Genomic DNA, 19,564 nt, shown 5'->3' with positions numbered 1-19,564 from the left:
ATTAAGATCAACAATATACGATGAAGAGTTTGATCCTGGCTCAGGATGAACGCTAGCGGCAGGCTTAACACATGCAAGTCGAGGGGTATGCTTCTTCGGAAGTAGAGACCGGCGCACGGGTGCGTAACGCGTATGCAATCTACCTTTTACAGAGGGATAGCCCAGAGAAATTTGGATTAATACCTCATAGTATTATGAAATGGCATCATTTTATAATTAAAGTCACAACGGTAAAAGATGAGCATGCGTCCCATTAGCTAGTTGGTAAGGTAACGGCTTACCAAGGCTACGATGGGTAGGGGTCCTGAGAGGGAGATCCCCCACACTGGTACTGAGACACGGACCAGACTCCTACGGGAGGCAGCAGTGAGGAATATTGGACAATGGGCGCAAGCCTGATCCAGCCATGCCGCGTGCAGGATGACGGTCCTATGGATTGTAAACTGCTTTTATACGAGAAGAAACACTGCTACGTGTAGCAGCTTGACGGTATCGTAAGAATAAGGATCGGCTAACTCCGTGCCAGCAGCCGCGGTAATACGGAGGATCCAAGCGTTATCCGGAATCATTGGGTTTAAAGGGTCCGTAGGCGGTTTAATAAGTCAGTGGTGAAAGCCCATCGCTCAACGGTGGAACGGCCATTGATACTGTTAAACTTGAATTATTAGGAAGTAACTAGAATATGTAGTGTAGCGGTGAAATGCTTAGAGATTACATGGAATACCAATTGCGAAGGCAGGTTACTACTAATGGATTGACGCTGATGGACGAAAGCGTGGGTAGCGAACAGGATTAGATACCCTGGTAGTCCACGCCGTAAACGATGGATACTAGCTGTTGGGAGCAATCTCAGTGGCTAAGCGAAAGTGATAAGTATCCCACCTGGGGAGTACGTTCGCAAGAATGAAACTCAAAGGAATTGACGGGGGCCCGCACAAGCGGTGGAGCATGTGGTTTAATTCGATGATACGCGAGGAACCTTACCAAGGCTTAAATGTAGATTGACCGTTTTGGAAACAGAACTTTCGCAAGACAATTTACAAGGTGCTGCATGGTTGTCGTCAGCTCGTGCCGTGAGGTGTCAGGTTAAGTCCTATAACGAGCGCAACCCCTGTTGTTAGTTGCCAGCGAGTCATGTCGGGAACTCTAACAAGACTGCCAGTGCAAACTGTGAGGAAGGTGGGGATGACGTCAAATCATCACGGCCCTTACGCCTTGGGCTACACACGTGCTACAATGGCCGGTACAGAGAGCAGCCACTGGGCGACCAGGAGCGAATCTATAAAACCGGTCACAGTTCGGATCGGAGTCTGCAACTCGACTCCGTGAAGCTGGAATCGCTAGTAATCGGATATCAGCCATGATCCGGTGAATACGTTCCCGGGCCTTGTACACACCGCCCGTCAAGCCATGGAAGCTGGGGGTGCCTGAAGTCGGTGACCGCAAGGAGCTGCCTAGGGTAAAACTGGTAACTAGGGCTAAGTCGTAACAAGGTAGCCGTACCGGAAGGTGCGGCTGGAACACCTCCTTTCTAGAGCCCTGAGTGTTAGTGGAAACACACGCTGGGGAAAAAAGAAGAAGCTTTATGGGATTATAATTTTAAGGCTATTTTACTCTTGCTGTTAGTTCAAATAATAAATTTTAAGTAAAACAGAGTCTCGTAGCTCAGCTGGTTAGAGTACTACACTGATAATGTAGGGGTCGGCAGTTCGAGTCTGCCCGGGACTACTATTTAACTTAAAAAAAGGAAATTCTGGAAGTTGGAATTCACCAAAGAAATTAGAGAAGAATTAGAAATCTAAAATCTGAATTCTATAATCTAAGATTTAAGAAATGGGGGATTAGCTCAGCTGGCTAGAGCGCCTGCCTTGCACGCAGGAGGTCAACGGTTCGACTCCGTTATTCTCCACTGATTTACTATAAATATAGTAAATAAAAGTTCATTGACATATTGAGATAAGAAAATAATAAAAAGTAGAAAGCGTTTTTTGTTATAGTAGTAATACAAATAATAAAAGACAAAAAAAAACGGTCATAATTGATTTTATGATTGGTACAATAAGCAAAATAAGGGCGTATGGGGGATGCCTTGGCTCTCAGAGGCGATGAAAGGCGTGATAAGCTGCGAAAAGCTGCGGGGACGGGCACACACCGATTGATCCGCAGATACCTGAATGGGGCAACCCACTATGTTGAAGACATAGTACACCGATAGGTGGGCAAACCCGCTGAACTGAAACATCTAAGTAGGCGGAGGAGAAGAAAACAAAAGTGATTCCGTAAGTAGTGGCGAGCGAACGCGGATTAGCCCAAACCAATGTTGTTACGGCAATGTTGGGGTTGTAGGACCACGACATTTTATGTACAAGGAACCGGAAGTTACTGGAAAGTGACACCATAGAGGGTGATAGTCCCGTATGGGTAACGAGTATAATAGATAGTGGTATCCTGAGTAGGGCGGGGCACGTGAAACCCTGTCTGAATTTGGCGGGACCATCCGCTAAGGCTAAATACTCCTGAGAGACCGATAGTGAACCAGTACCGTGAGGGAAAGGTGAAAAGAACCGTGAATAACGGAGTGAAATAGATCCTGAAACCATACGCTTACAAGCGGTCGGAGCCCTTTCGTGGGGTGACGGCGTGCCTTTTGCATAATGAGCCTACGAGTTAACGTTGCTGGCAAGGTTAAGTGGTTAAGCCACGGATCCGTAGCGAAAGCGAGTCTGAATAGGGCGCTTTAGTCAGTAGTGTTAGACGCGAAACCGTGTGATCTACCCATGGGCAGGTTGAAGCTGTGGTAACACACAGTGGAGGACCGAACCGGTTGACGTTGAAAAGTCTTCGGATGACCTGTGGGTAGGGGTGAAAGGCCAATCAAACTCGGAAATAGCTCGTACTCCCCGAAATGCATTTAGGTGCAGCGCTGTGCATAAAGTTATATAGAGGTAGAGCTACTGATTGGATGCGGGGGCTTCACCGCCTACCAATTCCTGACAAACTCCGAATGCTATATAATGTTTCACAGCAGTGAGGGCTTGGGTGCTAAGGTCCAAGTCCGAGAGGGAAAGAACCCAGACCATCAGCTAAGGTCCCCAAATATATACTAAGTTGAAAGAACGAGGTTTGTCTGCCCAGACAGCTAGGATGTTGGCTTGGAAGCAGCCATTCATTTAAAGAGTGCGTAACAGCTCACTAGTCGAGCGGACGAGCATGGATAATAATCGGGCATAAGTATATTACCGAAGCTATGGATTTAGAGTTTACTCTAAGTGGTAGGGGAGCATTCTAACAGGGTTGAAGGTGTATCGTAAGGTATGCTGGACTGGTTAGAAAAGAAAATGTAGGCATAAGTAACGATAATGCGGGCGAGAAACCCGCACACCGAAAAACTAAGGTTTCCACAGCTATGCTAATCAGCTGTGGGTTAGTCTGGTCCTAAGGCGAACCCGAAAGGGACAGTCGATGGCTAACGGGTTAATATTCCCGTACTACTAATTACTGTGATGGGGTGACGGAGTGATGAAAGCGCCGCGAACTGACGGAATAGTTCGTTGAAGTACCTACCTATAAGATGCGCAGGCAAATCCACGCGTCTTGGGGAAATACGATAGTACTCGGAGTCTTCGGACAAAGAGATAGTGCGCCTAAGGGCTTCCAAGAAAAACCTCTAAACTTCAGGTAATTAGTACCAGTACCGTAAACCGACACAGGTAGTTGAGGAGAGAATCCTAAGGTGCTCGAGAGATTCATGGCTAAGGAATTAGGCAAAATAGACCTGTAACTTCGGGAGAAAGGTCGCCCCCAGCAATGGGGGCCGCAGTGAAGAGGTCCAGGCGACTGTTTATCAAAAACACAGGGCTCTGCAAAATCGTAAGATGAAGTATAGGGCCTGACACCTGCCCGGTGCTGGAAGGTTAAGAGGAGATGTTATCTTCGGAGAAGCATTGAATTGAAGCCCCAGTAAACGGCGGCCGTAACTATAACGGTCCTAAGGTAGCGAAATTCCTTGTCGGGTAAGTTCCGACCTGCACGAATGGTGTAACGATCTGGACACTGTCTCAGCCATGAGCTCGGTGAAATTGTAGTAACGGTGAAGATGCCGTTTACCCGCAGTGGGACGAAAAGACCCTGTGCACCTTTACTATAGCTTAGTATTGACCTTGGATAAATGATGTGTAGGATAGGTTGGAGACTGTGAAGTGGCGTCGCCAGGCGTTGTGGAGTCATTGTTGAAATACAACCCTTTGTTTATCTGAGGCCTAACCCCGAGTATCGGGGGACATTGCTTGGTGGGTAGTTTGACTGGGGTGGTCGCCTCCAAAAGAGTAACGGAGGCTTCTAAAGGTTCCCTCAGTACGCTTGGTAACCGTGCGTAGAGTGCAATGGCATAAGGGAGCTTGACTGAGAGACATACAGGTCGATCAGGTACGAAAGTAGAGCATAGTGATCCGGTGGTTCCGCATGGAAGGGCCATCGCTCAAAGGATAAAAGGTACGCCGGGGATAACAGGCTGATCTCCCCCAAGAGCTCATATCGACGGGGGGGTTTGGCACCTCGATGTCGGCTCGTCACATCCTGGGGCTGGAGAAGGTCCCAAGGGTTGGGCTGTTCGCCCATTAAAGTGGCACGCGAGCTGGGTTCAGAACGTCGTGAGACAGTTCGGTCTCTATCTACTGTGGGCGTTAGAAATTTGAGTGGATCTGATTCTAGTACGAGAGGACCGAATTGGACAAACCTCTAGTGTATCTGTTGTCCCGCCAGGGGCACCGCAGAGTAGCTACGTTTGGAAGGGATAAGCGCTGAAAGCATATAAGCGCGAAACCCACCACAAGATGAGATTTCTTTTAAGGATCGTGGAAGATGACCACGTTGATAGGCTATAGATGTAAAGGCAGTAATGTCATAGTCGAGTAGTACTAATAATCCGTAAGCTTATGTACACCCTTTTCTCCCCGATGCAAATCGGGGAGAAGAAACTTTCTAAAAATAATAAATAAAAATACTTTTCTTTATCTCAGTATGTTAAGATATTATGTAATGTTGATCAGTTAATCTGGTTACCCATTGCAAAAACGACCTTAAGGTGGTTATTGCGGCGGGGCTCACCTCTTCCCATCCCGAACAGAGTAGTTAAGCCCGCCTGCGCAGATGGTACTGCAGTTATGTGGGAGAGTATGTCGTCGCCTTTCTTTTTAAAACCCTGTTTCGAAAGAATCAGGGTTTTTTGTTTTTATAAAAAACCGCAATTATACCGCAATCCGGCAACTATCGAAAACGAATTTGCTTTAAAAAATCCCCATCACCTAAATGATGCGGATTTTTTAGGTTATAATAGTTCCGATTTTCAATTGTTAGATGAAAAAATACATGCCAAAATAAATCCCCTGTTTACCCTGGAATTGCGTTAGGGATGGAAGCGATATCCTTTTGCGGTCCATAAACACCTGGCGAAGCCTTACCCAAAACCTTCCGCAAAAGATTTAGCGGACAGCCCGACCCGGAGGGAAACGCCAAAATCATTATATGGTATTAAAATACTGCAATTTTTCCTGTTTGAATTTCGCCTAAGCTTGTAATTATCTTGTAGATATAAATTCCTGAGGAAGTATTTCTGAGATTAACGTTAGTAGTTTTAGAAAGTAATGGGGAAGTTATAGTATTTTGTCCATTACTATTGTACAAATAGAAAATGGCAGTTTGCTCTTTTTGGGTTTCAATATTTAGTTCTTCATTTTTGTGTAATAACGTTGGGTGTACAAAAAACAAAGTATTGCCTAAATAATTTGTATCAAGAATTAGAGAGCTTATTATATTATTGTTTTCTAAAATTATATTTATTTTATATTTGTTACTGCCTTTTATAGGTACAGTATCTATAAAAGAAAATGTTTTTGAACTGATATCATTTATTGTACTAATAATATCTTCAGTGTCATTTGTTATTTTTACTAACTCAATTCTTTTAATATTGTGCAAACTGAAAAGACTGGTGTTAACTTTTACTTTGTTTTCTTCGTAAACTTCTGCGAAAGCCAACTCGAAATAACAATTTGAGTTTTGAATATACTGTAATGTTGACTCGCTTTTTATTCCTTCGCTAGTATCGAGTACAGGAATAACAGTGTAAATTTTGCCATCAGTGTAGGTATAATTAGTCTTTGTTGTTTGTTCTTTAAACTCTAAATAATCTCCTGTGAGTTGATAAATATTAAATAAGGAAACATCGGCAGGTTTGTCCCAATTAATTTCTGTTGTGCCATCACAAACTAAGCTGGTACTTATATGTAGATCATATGAAATCGTAAAGCTATCCGAAATATAATCTGTATTATCAATGATCATTTTTAATTTAGCTTTTGAAAATTTTTGTTCTTTGGGAATATAAGTAAATTGTTCACTATTCAGATCAATACCATTTGCGATAATTTCCCAGGTTTGTCCATTATTGTAACTAATAGACAGTTGTCCCATGATATCAGAAAATGAAGAATTCCATTTAAAAGGAGAAATAGTTTTACCATCATAGGGAAAATTGTCATTAGTAACAGGATAATTCCATTCAAATGTATTTTTTAATTCATATTCGTAAGCGATGCTGTATTCTTGAGAAGTATTCGACAGGTATGAACCAATAACATTAATCGTATAAGATCCGAATTCAGGTTTTTCGATAGTAACTTGCTCTATAGTATTAATTTTATCTTTCCCTCTTACAGCTAGTTGTTGGGGAATATCAGGATTCAGAATCCATGGTAAAAAAGTGGTTGCGTCGGGCGAAATGACTTCGATATCCAAATCGTTTACCAAACTTATATTACTGTTGATTTCGGCAGGTAAATCGTTCCAGACTAACGTGATTTTTAAGTTTTGAGCATTTACCGGTAACACAATCGCATGTGAATTTGTCTGGCCAGTTATCAAATTACCAGTAATGATTCTATTTTCGCTGATAGTTTTTAAACTTTTATCAGCATTGATATTACCATATCCATAGGTAAAATCAGGGCCTTTGTTGCCTAAATCTTTTGCACTATTAATTAAAATTGCTTTTGTCAAGGCATTTGTCAATGAGGTATTGTTTATTGTCTTATAATGTTGTTTCATAAGAGTAATAATTCCTGTAGCTAATGCGGTAGAATTTGAAGTTCCTTGCGTACTATAAGCTACTAATTCTGGCTTTATTCGGCCATCATAAGCTGGACCTTTTGATGAGAAAGGCATAATTACTTGATTTTGGTCAATACATCCTAATACGATACTATTTTTGGATTGCTTGAAATTACCCGTAATAGAGTTGTAACCCTGAAGTCCTGTATTGCCAGAAGAAAAGCAATGTGTCAAATCAGGATTTATGAATAATTGGGCGTCATAGGCATTAGCAAGTGAACCATAAAAATTCTCTATCACTGTTCCGTAAGAATGATTTTGAGTTACGGCACCTTGTAACGTTGCTACTTCATCAGGATAAATATTCGAAAAGTCAGAAGATTGTATTTTGGCCTTTTGAACGACTCCTTTTCCTAATACAGAACTATTTCCTAATCCGGAAACTATTGTAGCCATATCGGTTGCGTGGCTCGACACAGTATAGGATTCTATTATCGAGGGAATGTGCTTATTTAACAGATCAATATCATTTACATCAAAAAGATCGTCTTTGATAGATACAATTTGATTCTTGCCTGTTAAAATAGGAAAATTGACATTGGCTTTATTTATAGAATTGATACTAAAATTTTGATCTATTATTTTAGATTCAACTTTTGGTTGCATTACTTCTTGCGAAATAGCTGATACACTGTTCATGGTTATAATCTCATCAGTAATTTTTTTTGAATCGCATTTTATCATTAGAAGATGGTTGTTTATTATTTTGATATCAGATATGTTTATTGATTTCAGTTCAGTAATTAAAGCTTTAATAGTGTCAGTTGCTATTATGTACTGTTTATCCTCGTTATGATTTGAAAAATTTGATGGTAATTTCCATAAGTTATTGACTGGAATATTTTTTTTAAAAGATTGATTAGATTTTAAACTTTTATTCTCAACAATACAAAAAGTACTGTCAAGTTTTTTTACAATCTTGTATTTGTTGTAATGAGCATTTTCTAAAGATGTAAAATAATATTTTTCAGATTTTCTTTCATTCTCTTTTTTTATGTATTGTTTCCACTTTTCAGCACTTTGTGAAAAACTAATTGCTGTTATCATGAAAAAGAGAAATGTAATTCGTGTCTTCATTTATTGTAGATGTTAGGGCAATTGTAAAGATAAAATTTGTATTTAATCATTTCTATTATAAATATTTATCTCTTGTAGGTTGACCAAAGTTATTAAAATATTTGTAAATATTTTACTAGTTTTTATTTCATGTAAATCTGCCAACATTTATTAGATTTTTTCTTTTTTATAACTCCATTTTTCTCTTTGAATTATATATAAAAACCTAAAAAACATTTTTAACTCAGTCTAAAACACAATAAAATTTCATAATACTGATGTTTAAGTCTAATGAACTGATTTTTATTAGATTATTGATTTTACTGGGCTTGCCGTAATAATCAGATAATTATTATTAAAAACATTTATAAAATAATATAACAAAAAATGTTAAATTTGTTAAATTGTTATTTTATAAGTATTTTAAGATTAAAAATTATATAAATTTGATGACAAATATTACAATATTTTGTAAAGACCCCTAATTTATCAATTTAATTAAACAACCAAAAAAACCTATTATGAAAAAAATTAAATCAATTTTGGCCTTATCATTTATGGCGCTTACACTTTTCTCGTGTAATAAAGAAGATGAAACAGTTCAGTCAGATCAAGGATCTCTTAAAGTAACACAGGATGTGTTAAATAAAATTAGCTCACTTTCACTTAATAATACTGATGTACAGGTTATTAAAAATGCTAAGCTAGATGGTACTACCGAAGATGCATTCTTAGTAGAAGGAGATATTATAGTAACGCAAGATCAATTAAATAAAATGGATCTTCATGGAGGTATTACTACAGAACAATACCGCACTACTAATTTAGTTTCGGCTCCAAAAACAATTAAAGTTGTTGGATTAACAGGAACTGGTACAACAGCTTTAAGTACAAATATGCGCGCTGGATTGCAGGCTGCAATAAACAGATATAATAATTTAGGATTATCTATTAATTTCACGCTGACTTTTAGTTCAAGTACTTCAGGTGCAAACATTGTTGTAAGAAGACAGACTGGATCAGCAGGTGGAGTAGCAGGTTTTCCTTCAGGAGGAGCACCTTATAATTCAGTTACATTATATTCTGGGTTAGATACTTATTCTACAGGTGTAAATGCGCATGTTGCTGCACACGAAATAGGTCACTGTATTGGTTTACGTCATACAGACTGGTTCAGCCGTCAAAGCTGTGGACAGAATTCAAACGAGGGAACAGCTGGAGTTGGAGCAATTCAGATTCCGGGAACACCTTCAGGATATGATGCAACATCTTATATGAGAGCATGTTTTGGTTCAAATGAAACTGGAGCATTCAATGCTAATGATGTTACAGCTCTGAATTATTTATACTAGAATTTGAATTAGAGATCTCTTTACAAAATATAAGAGGTTGCTTCATAATTATGGAGCAGCCTTTTTTATTGGATATTTGAGAGTATAAAAAGTTGTTTCAAAAATTTGCCAGATAGTAAAGTTGAAATTTATAAATGGAGAAATCGAAAGAAAGTAAAATGCGCATTATATCTCAATAGTAATGAAATTATTTAGGGTGTGAGGGATTTCTTTAGTTTAATTTCATAAAGATAAAAACATAAAAATTGAGAAAACGTACAGGAATATTGTATTTGCTTCTTGTCTTAAAAAGAGATATCAACTTCAATCCTCGTTTAGGTTACAAAATTCCACATTACGACTAAAATTTTAAAACAGGTATTTATCAATTTTGTCATATTAATTCAAATAAATAATTATTATGACAAATGTAAACACAAACAAACCTAAGATATGGTTTATAACGGGTAGTTCCCGAGGTTTTGGAAGGGTATGGACAGAAGCGGCACTGGAACGAGGTGATAAAGTAGCCGCGACTGCAAGAAATGTAGACAGCATTTCGGATTTAAAAGATAAATATGGTGACAATGTTTTAATTTTACCTTTAGATGTTACTAAAACTGAGCAGGTGCAGAATGCCGTAAAAACGGCACATGAGTATTTTGGGAGACTGGATATTGTGATTAACAATGCAGGTTATTCATTGGTAGGAACAATTGAAGAAGCCAAAGCTGATGAAATTCGTGCTATGTATGAAACAAACGTATTAGGTCCGGTTGCTGTTATTCAGGCAGTTCTGCCAATTTTGCGTGAGCAGGGTTTTGGGCATATTTTAGGAACTTCAAGCAGTTTAGGACATTATGTAGTTCCTTTAATTGGATATTATTGCTCTTCTAAATGGGCATTTGAAGCCATCTACGAAAGTTTAGCTATTGAAGTTAAACCTTTTAGTATCAATGTTACCATTATTGAACCGGGAGCTTACGCAACAGAATTTGGAAGCGAAAATTCACTTAAATTTTCTGAAAATTTCCCTCAATATGAATCATTAAGAAATATGGTTTTCGAAAACATGGGCAAATTAGAAAGAGGTAATCCAGACGCCACTGCCAAAGCTATTTTACAGTTAGTAGATACTGAACAGCCGCCATTAAGACTGTTTTTAGGCAGTAATAACCTGAACGAGATTCGCCAGACTTATTCAGATCGTATCAAAGTCTGGGAAGAATGGCAAGATGTCGCAGTAGCTGCCCAAGGTTAAATAAAATGAAAATTAGGCAACAGATAGATTCTGTTGCTTTTTTATTTTCTTAATTTGTACTATCAAAAATAATATAATGGCGAAAAAAAATAGCATTCCACGTAAATTCGCATCCCTTGCAGAAGGTCTAAAAGCTTTTGGTGGACCGCCTCCGCAGCATCCTTTGATTACGGTTCTCAATGGTATAGATTCAACGCTTTCTTTCGTCCCTCCATCTGAAAGCCATATTCTAAGCTATTACAAAATAGCCTTCCGCCCTAATATAGGAGGTTTACTTCGGTATGGTCAAACTCATTTTGACTATAATGAGGGAGGTCTTTTTTTTGCGGCACCTAATCAGATTTTGGCTCAAGATGAAAACGAATCAAGAGAACCCGGATGCAGTGGAAGGGAAGCAGCAATTTTAATACATCCTGACTTTTTTTTGAATTCACCTTTGGCTGTAAAAATAAAGAAATATGAATTCTTTTCTTATTCAGTTAATGAAGCCCTGCATTTGTCTGAAAAAGAAAAAGAAATTATTTTAGGTCTTTTAAGAAACATCGAAGAGGAATTATCAAACAGAATAGATGAGCTAAGCCAGGATGTAGTTTTATCCCAAATTGAGTTATTATTGAATTACGCACAGCGTTTTTATAAGCGTCAATTTATTACCCGTAAAACAATAAACAATACTTTGCTGCAGAAATTTGAACAATTACTGAATGACCATTTTGATGATGAAAAAAAATCGTATCAAGGAATTCCAACCGTGCAAAATTTAGCAGATAGTCTGGCTATAACTTCCGGTTATCTCAGTGATATGCTGAGAGCTTTGACAGGACAGAATGCGCAACAGCATATTCATGACAAACTGATCGAAAAAGCAAAAGAAAAGCTTTCTAATACTGATTTATCCGTTTCTGAAATTGCTTATGAATTAGGCTTTGAGCATCTTCAAAGTTTTAGTAAATTGTTTAGAAACAAGACAAACGAGACACCTTTAAAATTTAGGGCAAAGTTTAATTAAAAAATCGAGTAGCTTTATATTCAAACCTAAGCTCGTTATGCCACTATTTTACTGAGTTTTTAGTTTTTTAAACAAAATGTGACATGATTTTGGTATAAACTAAAAATGTTACCACATTCAAAAAATGACCTCCAACGATATTTCGTTGGCAGTCAATTTTTGAATGTTTTAAATTTCAATACATAATTATCAATACCTTCGTAGAGCCAGTTTAATCCTTAAGAAAATGCTCTCTAATAAATACAGAATAGTTCTGCTTCTCCTTGTATATTTTACATTTGGAGAAGTAAACGCATTGACTTTTTTTACAAACAAAAATCAAGTTGAAACGGCAGATAAAAATCTGCTGGATTCCGAAAATGATTTTGATAATGAACCTCCTTATACTGAACAGCAAGTAAGAAAAGCAGAGAGATTGTTAAGCGGATTACAAAGTAATATCGATAAAGTCAAAATTTTATTAAAAATAAGTGATTGGTACGAAGCTTCTTATAATAATCCTAAAACATTAGCAAAGGCATTTCAATATGCTGAAGATGCTCTTTGGATAAGCCAGTCCATTCATTCTAATATTTATTCTGGTAAATGTTATCTACAACTTTCCATGGTGCAGGAGTTGAGAAATAACAATCCAATGATAGAAGTCAACGCCAGAAAAGCGATAGAGGTGTTAAGTAAAACAAATCAAACAGATGATTTGGGTGAAGCGTGGGTAATGGTCTGGTCAGCTAAAATGCGTACCGATGCACCAATAGAAGAGAGATTAGTTCCTATTTTTAAGGCCGCATCTCTATTTGAAAAGTCCGGAAACAATAAAAGAAGCGGTGACTGCTACAGAGAAATTAGCGAATTGTATTTTTCAATCTCAGATTTTCACAACGCTCTAAATTCACTAAAAAGAGCGATATTTTTCTATAAAGCAGCTAATCTTAAAGAAAATGATATTTATCCTATTTCCTCCAGACTGAATATCATTTATGAAACAGAAAAGAAAAGCATGGATATTATCAAGCTTAAAAATAAAACCTTATTGCAGCAAAGCAAACTTAAAAACGAGGTATTTTTACGTAATTCCATGATAACTTTTGTTTTCCTTTTACTTATAATTCTTGGATTACTTTATAAAAGTTTTATGTTTAAGAAGAAAACAAACAAGATTCTCGAAACACAACAAAACGAAATCAATAAAAAAAATAGTGCACTGCAAAAAATGATCGTTGAAAAAGAATGGCTGCTTAGAGAAATTCATCATAGAATAAAAAATAACCTTCATATGGTTGTTGGTCTTTTGGCAAGTCAAACAGAATTTTTAACAAATGAAGAAGCGGTTCAGGCCATTAACGACAGTCAGAACAGGATTCAGGCGATGTCTTTAATTCATCAAAAATTGTATCAGTCAGAGAGCTTATCTATAATTGATATGCCATCTTACATCTTCGAATTAACAGAATATCTAAAAGATTCATTTGAAATCAGAAATACAATCCGAATTATTTTACAAATAGACAGTTTTAATCTTCCTTTGTCACATTCAATTCCAATTGGGCTGATTTTTAACGAAGCAGTTACAAATGCTATTAAATACGCTTTCCCGGATCATAAAAACGGAGTTATTAGTATTTCACTTAAAGCCGTAGAAAATAATAAGTATGCATTAATAATTCAAGATAATGGTATTGGGCTTCCACCTGATTTTGATCCTTATAACAATCCTTCATTAGGAATAAAGTTAATGCATGGACTTTCTGCAGACATCGATGGAAAGTTTTTAATTACAAGTTCAAACGGAACTAAAATAACCCTGGAATTCATTTTCAATGAAAATAATTCTAATTAACCTGATTTTAAAATGGCTAAACCACTAAAAATTCTCATTGTTGAAGATCAGTTCGTTGAGGCGAATCATTTGCGATTAATGCTGAAAAAAGCGGGACATACTATTGTTGGAATGGCACGTTCTGTATCAGATGCCAGGTATTATATTGCTCAGGAAAAACCAGAATTGGTTCTTTTGGATATTTTTCTTTCAGGAAAAGAAACCGGTATTGATCTTGCCGAAATATTGAAAGAAGACAATATTCCTTTTATTTATCTTTCTGCTAATTCTAATCAGGAAGTTTTAAGCAAAGCTAAATTGACTCATCCTTATGGTTTTCTGGTAAAACCTTTCAGAGAAAAAGATTTATTAATAACAATTGAAATTGCGGAATACCATCAGCAACACGGAATTGAATCTTCGATTCGAAAAGAGCTTTTGTTTCAAAAAGAATTAAAAACAATTGTAGCCAAAAGCGATACATGGGATGACAGGGTGCTTAATATTATTACGGCCTTACAGTCTCTTATTTCTTTTGATCTTGTAATGGCTGTTTTTTATATGGACAATAAATTATCCAACAAAGTTTTAGGTTATGCCAGAACTGGTTTACACGAATATCAAAGAATAGGAATTGAAGAATTGCAGAATATTACCGCCTTAAAAGAATCTGAAATAAATGAGTTAAGAAGTAAAAGCAAAGTCGAAACACAAGCTACTTTCTATAATGATCAGGATTTTATAAAAATTTGCGATAAAACACCAATTAAAAAGATGTTTGCAAATTCAATGAATATGAAATCCAATCTCATGCTGCCCGCACCTTTATCACTTACTGAAAATGGCGGACTCTATTTGTCTTTTTTCAGCAGACAGCCTAATAATTACAATAAAAATCACCTAACATTATGCGACAGACTTCAGGAACCTTTAATTTATGCAATTGAAAATTTAATTGGTCATGATAAAAAAGCAAACCAAAAAGATTCTTCTGCTGTAAATCACAATACAAAGAAAAATATAAAAATTGCAGGTTTTGAATCTATCGTAGGAAAAAGTCCTGTTCTGCTAAAAATATTTGATCATATTTTGCAGGTCGCTCCTGCAGACACAACCGTTTTGATTACCGGAGAAAGCGGCACCGGAAAAGAAAGTATTGCGCATAGTATCCGTGAGCTCTCAAATAGAAAAAATCAGCCTTTTGTAAAAATCAACTGTTCTGCATTGCCTCCAAGTCTTATAGAATCTGAATTATTCGGACATGAAAAAGGATCTTTTACAGGTGCGGCAGAAAGACGAATAGGCAAGTTTGAACAAGCAGATAACGGTACATTATTTTTAGACGAAATTGGCGATATGCCTTTAGAAATGCAGGCGAAACTACTGCGTGCCATTCAGGAAAAAGAAATTGAACGCGTTGGAGGAAATACTTCTATAAAAATAAACGTGCGTATCATTGCAGCTACCAACTGTAATCTTGAAAAAGAAGTTGCCGATGGCCGTTTCAGGCTGGATCTGTATTACAGGTTAAATGTATTTCCTATTCAGCTGCCGCCATTGCGTGAACGTAAAGAAGATATAGGATTACTTGCCCGTCATTTTATTGCTGTCTATAGTTCTAAAACGGGAAAAAATGTGACGGAAATATCAGAAAACGCTTTAAAAAGCCTTTTAGCATACCAATGGCCGGGAAATATTCGGGAACTTGAAAATCTTATTGAAAGAAGCATTCTTTTAGCAAAAACAGATACTATTGAACACATTCCGCTTCCGGCTTTTGATGAAGTTAAAATAAACAACCAGTCAAATGAATGGTATTTTAAAACGATTCAGGAAAATGAAAGAGAACATATTATAAATGTTCTCGAAAAATGTAACGGAAGAATTAGAGGAACAGGCGGAGCATCAGAAATATTAGGATTGCCACCCACAACATTAGCCTCAAGAATGCAGAAATTAGGCATAAAGAGAAGTCATTTTTAAAAAACTGAGAAGTTGACTGTTAAAAGTAATATACGTCATAAAACTAAATGTGATTTAAACTACATCTCACATTTCACAACTTCATAAACGATATTAAGTTGCTTTATTTTCGTTGTACGACGAAATATAGTTGTTCAGAATTTCATAAATAATTATAATTAATTGATTTGTAGTTGGTTATAAAAAAGGTTCGGTTTTAGTTTAGACTTTGGCATAAACATTAAAACATGTATTATGCAGACTGAACACCCTACTACAATACTTTTTATTACAGGTGCATTTGTAAGCCACAGATGCTGGGATGAATGGAAAGTCTTTTTTGAAAGTAAAGGCTTTAAAACTCTCGCTCCAGCCTGGCCGTATAAAGATGCCCCTGCAACTGTTTTACGCGATCGCCATCCAGACCCTCAAATTGCGAGTCTGCGTTTAACTCAATTAATCGAATATTTTGAGGACATTGCTAAAAACCTTCCTCAAAAGCCCATTATTATTGGTCACTCTATTGGAGGACTTACTGCACAGATACTCCTGCAGCGTAATTTGGCATCGGCTGCAATTGCCATTCATTCAGTTCCTCCTCAAGGAATCATGACCTTTAAATTTTCATTTTTAAAAGCCGGATGGGGACCGCTTGGTTTTTTTACCTCTGCAAAAAAAACTTTCTTAATGAGTTTTAGTCAGTGGCAATATGCATTTACAAACGGAATGCCCGAAGAGTGGCAGGATAAAGCCTATTGCGACTCCGTTATTCCTGAATCTAAATTAATCGTTCGCGATACCATAACATCAGCCGCAAAAGTAGATTTTCATGCGCCGCATGAACCATTGCTAATCATTGCAGGTTCGACAGATCATACTATTCCGGAATCACTCAATTATTCCAATTACAAAAAATATACTCATAAAAATTCAATTACGGATTTTAAGGTTTTTCCAGAAAGAAACCATTTTGTCTTAAATCAGCCCGGCTGGCAGGAAATTGCCGTCTACATACAAGAATGGATCGCAAAATTGCCTGTATAATATTTATAATAACCAATTATTTATTAACCAATTAAATTAAAAATCATGAAAAAGAATTTATTAAAAACTGCATTTTTAAACTTTAAAAATAGCACAACCCATTTATTGACCTTTGGAATTCTGTTGTTAACTTTAATTTCCTGCAATAAAAAAGCAGAAGAAACTTCTGTTACGGAATCAAAACCTGCAGCATCTACTGAAACGGCTCAGGCTGAACCTGCAAACCCGCCTTCAAATTTTAAACATGCTACTGCTGATGTAAACGGAATCAAAATTCATTACGTTATAGGCGGTAAAGGAGATCCGCTTGTTTTAGTACACGGATTTGGTCAGAACTGGTATATGTGGAATCGTTTATTGCCAGAATTATCGAAACATTTTACTGTAATCGCTCCGGATTTAAGAGGTGTTGGCGAATCGGATAAACCAGAAGGTGGTTACGACAAAAAAACAATGGCATCAGATATTCACGAACTGGTAAAAAAATTAGGCTATAATAATATAAATCTGGCAGGACACGATATCGGACTTATGGTGGCTTATGCTTATGCGGCACAATACGGAAGCGAAGTTAAAAAAGTAGCCTTAATGGATGCCTTGCTTCCTGGTATAGAACCAGTTTGGTCGCAAGTTTCAGCTTCTGCATGGTGGTTTGGATTTTTTGCATGGCCAGCTTCAGGAGATATTGTGAGCGGGAAGGAAAAAGAATTTTTAACGAGTTTTTGGCCAGTAGTAGGGCACGTGAAAGATGCTTTTACAGCTGAGGAAACAGCTGAATTTATCAGGGCATATTCTGTTAAAGATGGTGCAAAATCAAGTTTTAAATGGTTTGGAGCTTTTCCACAAGACGGAAAAGACAATCTGGTTTTTGCAAAAACAAAACTTAAAATGCCATTATTGGCTATGGGAGGAGAATATTTTGCCGCAGCTTTCTTAAAAGAGCATTCCAAATTAGTGGCAGAAAATGTATCCGAATCTAAAATTGCAGGATCAGGTCACTGGCTTGTTCAGGAAAACACAGCACAGGTACAAAAAGATTTACTTGCCTTTTTCCTGGCTAAATAACTAAAATCATGAAAAAATTATTGTTATCAGTATCACTTTTTGCTGGGCTTCTAGCTCAGGCCCAGCAAAAAGCAGATCTGATTATCTACAACGGAAAAATTGCAACAATGCAGAAACAAGGAGAATTTGTTCAGGCAATTGCAATAAAAGACGGAATTATTCTGGATACCGGAACAGAGAAAAATATAGTTGCTGCGTATAAATCTTCGGAAACAAAATTAGTTGATGCTAAAGGAAAAACGGTAATTCCGGGACTTAACGACAGTCATATGCATGTTATTCGGGAAGGTCTAAACTACAACTCTGAGTTGCGCTGGGATGGTGTAAAAACCTTAAAACGAGCTATGGAAATGCTGAAAGAACAAGCAGCAAGAACTCCGGATGGTGTTTGGACCAAGGTAATTGGCGGCTGGAACGAATTTCAGTTTGAAGAAAAAAGACAGCCAACAATTGATGAAATAAATGCTGCTGTTCCTGATAAACCAGTATTTATTACCTATTTGTACGGAAAAGCTTTTCTAAACAAAAAAGGAATCGAAGTTCTGGGGTATACAAAAGATACTAAATACGAAGGAAGTGTTCTGGAACAGGATGCCAAAGGAAATTTAACAGGTTTAATGTATGCGAAGGAAACGCCAAAAGCAATTTATATGACTTTGGGACTTACAACAAAGCTAACACCTGAAGAGCGTTTGAATAGTTCGATCCAGTATAATCACGAACTCAACCGTTTTGGACTTACAAGTATAATTGATGCTGCCGGCGGAAGTCAAAACTTTCCGGCAGACTATGTTACTTCACTTGAACTAGCAAAACAAAATAAACTGAGTCTTAGAATTTCCTATTATCTATTTGCGCAGCAAAAAGGCAGGGAATTACAAGATTATGAGAAATGGGTTGCAGAAACTCAAATCAATAAAAATGACAATCTGATTGTGGCAAATGGTTATGTCGAAGAAGGTGCCGGAGAAAATATTGTGGCTTCGGCGGCTGATTTCGAAAATTTTCTGGAACCCAGAATCGTATTATCTGATGAAATGGAAAAAGATCTGGAACCCATTATTCGATTATTAGCTAAAAACAAATGGCCTTTCAGACTTCATGCAACTTACGGAGAATCTATCGACAGAATGCTGAATGTTTTTGAAAAAGTAAATAAGGAAATTCCGTTTAACGGATTACGCTGGTTCTTTGATCATGCAGAAACCATTACACCATCAGAACTGGATCGTGTCAAAAAATTAGGCGGCGGTATTGCAGTGCAGTTTAGAATGTATTATCAGGGAGAATTGTATAATAAATTGTACGGAGCTCCAAAAACACAGCTTCCTCCAATTAAAAAAATGCTAGAATTGGGCATTCCGGTTGGAGCAGGGACAGATGCAACCAGAATTTCAACATTCAATCCATGGATGTCACTGCATTGGCTCCTTACAGGAAAAACAATTGGTGGTATGCAGTTCTGGCCTAAAGATCAGACTTTGGATAAATTCACTGCTTTACAATTATACACTTCAGGAAGTGCATGGTTTTCCGGCGAAGAAAAAGACAAAGGAAAATTAATAAAAGGAATGTACGCCGATATGGCAATTTTATCAGACGATTATTTTTCGGTTAAACCGGATGATGTTCGTAAAATCGAATCGGTACTCACAGTTGTAAATGGTAAAATTGTTTACGCTTCTGCAGCATATAAAGAACTAAACCCGCAGATTCCTGCCATAATTCCGGATTGGTCTCCTGTAAAATACTTTGGCGGTTATCAGAGATAATAGCACCATAAATGAAATGAGAATTGCACGCAGATGACGCGGATTTAAGCAGATTGATACTGATTTTTTTATAGTTCATCT

Annotated in this window: 9 protein-coding genes, 2 tRNA genes and 3 rRNA genes; 13 read left to right on the top strand and 1 reads right to left on the bottom strand. The window is 37.3% G+C overall.

Translation table 11 applies throughout. The annotated features are described in order from the left end of the window. Positions 1 to 17 precede the first annotated feature (17 nt). From RC62_RS00640 to rrf, 5 genes are all read left to right on the top strand, one after another. Positions 18 to 1,531, top strand: a 16S ribosomal RNA gene (locus RC62_RS00640). Between the two features lie 123 nt (positions 1,532 to 1,654). After that, positions 1,655 to 1,728: transfer RNA gene (locus RC62_RS00635), tRNA-Ile, on the top strand. A gap of 107 nt (positions 1,729 to 1,835) precedes the next feature. Continuing rightward, positions 1,836 to 1,909 (top strand) — tRNA-Ala (locus RC62_RS00630). A gap of 147 nt (positions 1,910 to 2,056) precedes the next feature. Further along, positions 2,057 to 4,940: ribosomal RNA gene (locus tag RC62_RS00625) — 23S ribosomal RNA — on the top strand. Positions 4,941 to 5,079: 139 nt separating this feature from the next. Further along, positions 5,080 to 5,189: ribosomal RNA gene (rrf, locus tag RC62_RS00620) — 5S ribosomal RNA — on the top strand. The 16S, 23S and 5S rRNA genes sit together here with 2 tRNA genes alongside, the layout of an rRNA operon. 340 nt (positions 5,190 to 5,529) lie before the next feature. Here rrf and RC62_RS00615 read toward each other — a convergent pair. Continuing rightward, positions 5,530 to 8,244, bottom strand: a complete 2,715-nt coding sequence (locus tag RC62_RS00615; RefSeq protein WP_055091604.1) for a S8 family serine peptidase — start codon at positions 8,242 to 8,244, stop codon at positions 5,530 to 5,532. 500 nt (positions 8,245 to 8,744) lie between these two features. On the opposite strand from RC62_RS00615, the gene RC62_RS00610 reads away from it, so the two are divergent. The 8 genes from RC62_RS00610 (at position 8,745) to RC62_RS00575 (ending at position 19,483) form a co-directional block, all read left to right on the top strand. After that, positions 8,745 to 9,575 (top strand): M57 family metalloprotease, encoded by an 831-nt coding sequence (locus tag RC62_RS00610; RefSeq protein WP_055091602.1) that lies wholly within the window; start codon positions 8,745 to 8,747, stop codon positions 9,573 to 9,575. Positions 9,576 to 9,975: 400 nt separating this feature from the next. Further along, positions 9,976 to 10,815: an SDR family NAD(P)-dependent oxidoreductase gene (locus RC62_RS00605; RefSeq protein ID WP_055091600.1), complete on the top strand. Its 840-nt coding sequence runs from the start codon at positions 9,976 to 9,978 to the stop codon at positions 10,813 to 10,815. Between the two features lie 76 nt (positions 10,816 to 10,891). Next, a complete protein-coding gene (locus tag RC62_RS00600) occupies positions 10,892 to 11,824 on the top strand; it encodes a helix-turn-helix domain-containing protein (RefSeq protein ID WP_055091599.1) in 933 nt (310 codons plus the stop codon). 226 nt (positions 11,825 to 12,050) lie between these two features. Continuing rightward, positions 12,051 to 13,661 carry a sensor histidine kinase gene (locus RC62_RS00595; protein ID WP_055091596.1) on the top strand — a complete coding sequence of 537 codons (1,611 nt, stop codon included), beginning with the start codon at positions 12,051 to 12,053 and terminating at the stop codon, positions 13,659 to 13,661. A 12-nt stretch (positions 13,662 to 13,673) separates the two neighbouring features. Continuing rightward, the gene (locus RC62_RS00590; protein ID WP_055091593.1) at positions 13,674 to 15,623 is read left to right on the top strand and encodes a sigma 54-interacting response regulator; all 1,950 of its coding nucleotides are present in this window, start codon (positions 13,674 to 13,676) and stop codon (positions 15,621 to 15,623) included. A 234-nt stretch (positions 15,624 to 15,857) separates the two neighbouring features. Beyond that, positions 15,858 to 16,646 carry an alpha/beta hydrolase gene (locus RC62_RS00585; protein WP_055091591.1) on the top strand — a complete coding sequence of 263 codons (789 nt, stop codon included), beginning with the start codon at positions 15,858 to 15,860 and terminating at the stop codon, positions 16,644 to 16,646. 45 nt (positions 16,647 to 16,691) lie between these two features. Further along, a complete protein-coding gene (locus tag RC62_RS00580; RefSeq protein WP_055091588.1) occupies positions 16,692 to 17,711 on the top strand; it encodes an alpha/beta fold hydrolase in 1,020 nt (339 codons plus the stop codon). A gap of 8 nt (positions 17,712 to 17,719) precedes the next feature. After that, positions 17,720 to 19,483: an amidohydrolase gene (locus RC62_RS00575; protein ID WP_055091586.1), complete on the top strand. Its 1,764-nt coding sequence runs from the start codon at positions 17,720 to 17,722 to the stop codon at positions 19,481 to 19,483. The last annotated feature ends 81 nt before the right edge of the window (positions 19,484 to 19,564 follow it).

Origin of the sequence: Flavobacterium aquidurense (assembly GCF_001404985.1) — a bacterium.
GTDB classification, from domain to species: domain Bacteria; phylum Bacteroidota; class Bacteroidia; order Flavobacteriales; family Flavobacteriaceae; genus Flavobacterium; species Flavobacterium aquidurense_B.
The sequence above is the reverse complement of the archived record's forward strand: the minus strand, read 5'-3'. Positions and strand labels throughout refer to the sequence as shown.

What these genes read in the sequence shown, in the direction of transcription:
- RC62_RS00595 (WP_055091596.1), top strand. Translation starts at nt 12,051, where the DNA reads ATGCTCTCTAATAAATACAGAATAGTTCTGCTTCTCCTTGTATATTTT.
- RC62_RS00615 (WP_055091604.1), bottom strand. Translation starts at nt 8,244, where the DNA reads ATGAAGACACGAATTACATTTCTCTTTTTCATGATAACAGCAATTAGT.
- RC62_RS00600 (WP_055091599.1), top strand. Translation starts at nt 10,892, where the DNA reads ATGGCGAAAAAAAATAGCATTCCACGTAAATTCGCATCCCTTGCAGAA.
- RC62_RS00605 (WP_055091600.1), top strand. Translation starts at nt 9,976, where the DNA reads ATGACAAATGTAAACACAAACAAACCTAAGATATGGTTTATAACGGGT.
- RC62_RS00580 (WP_055091588.1), top strand. Translation starts at nt 16,692, where the DNA reads ATGAAAAAGAATTTATTAAAAACTGCATTTTTAAACTTTAAAAATAGC.
- RC62_RS00590 (WP_055091593.1), top strand. Translation starts at nt 13,674, where the DNA reads ATGGCTAAACCACTAAAAATTCTCATTGTTGAAGATCAGTTCGTTGAG.
- RC62_RS00585 (WP_055091591.1), top strand. Translation starts at nt 15,858, where the DNA reads ATGCAGACTGAACACCCTACTACAATACTTTTTATTACAGGTGCATTT.
- RC62_RS00610 (WP_055091602.1), top strand. Translation starts at nt 8,745, where the DNA reads ATGAAAAAAATTAAATCAATTTTGGCCTTATCATTTATGGCGCTTACA.
- RC62_RS00575 (WP_055091586.1), top strand. Translation starts at nt 17,720, where the DNA reads ATGAAAAAATTATTGTTATCAGTATCACTTTTTGCTGGGCTTCTAGCT.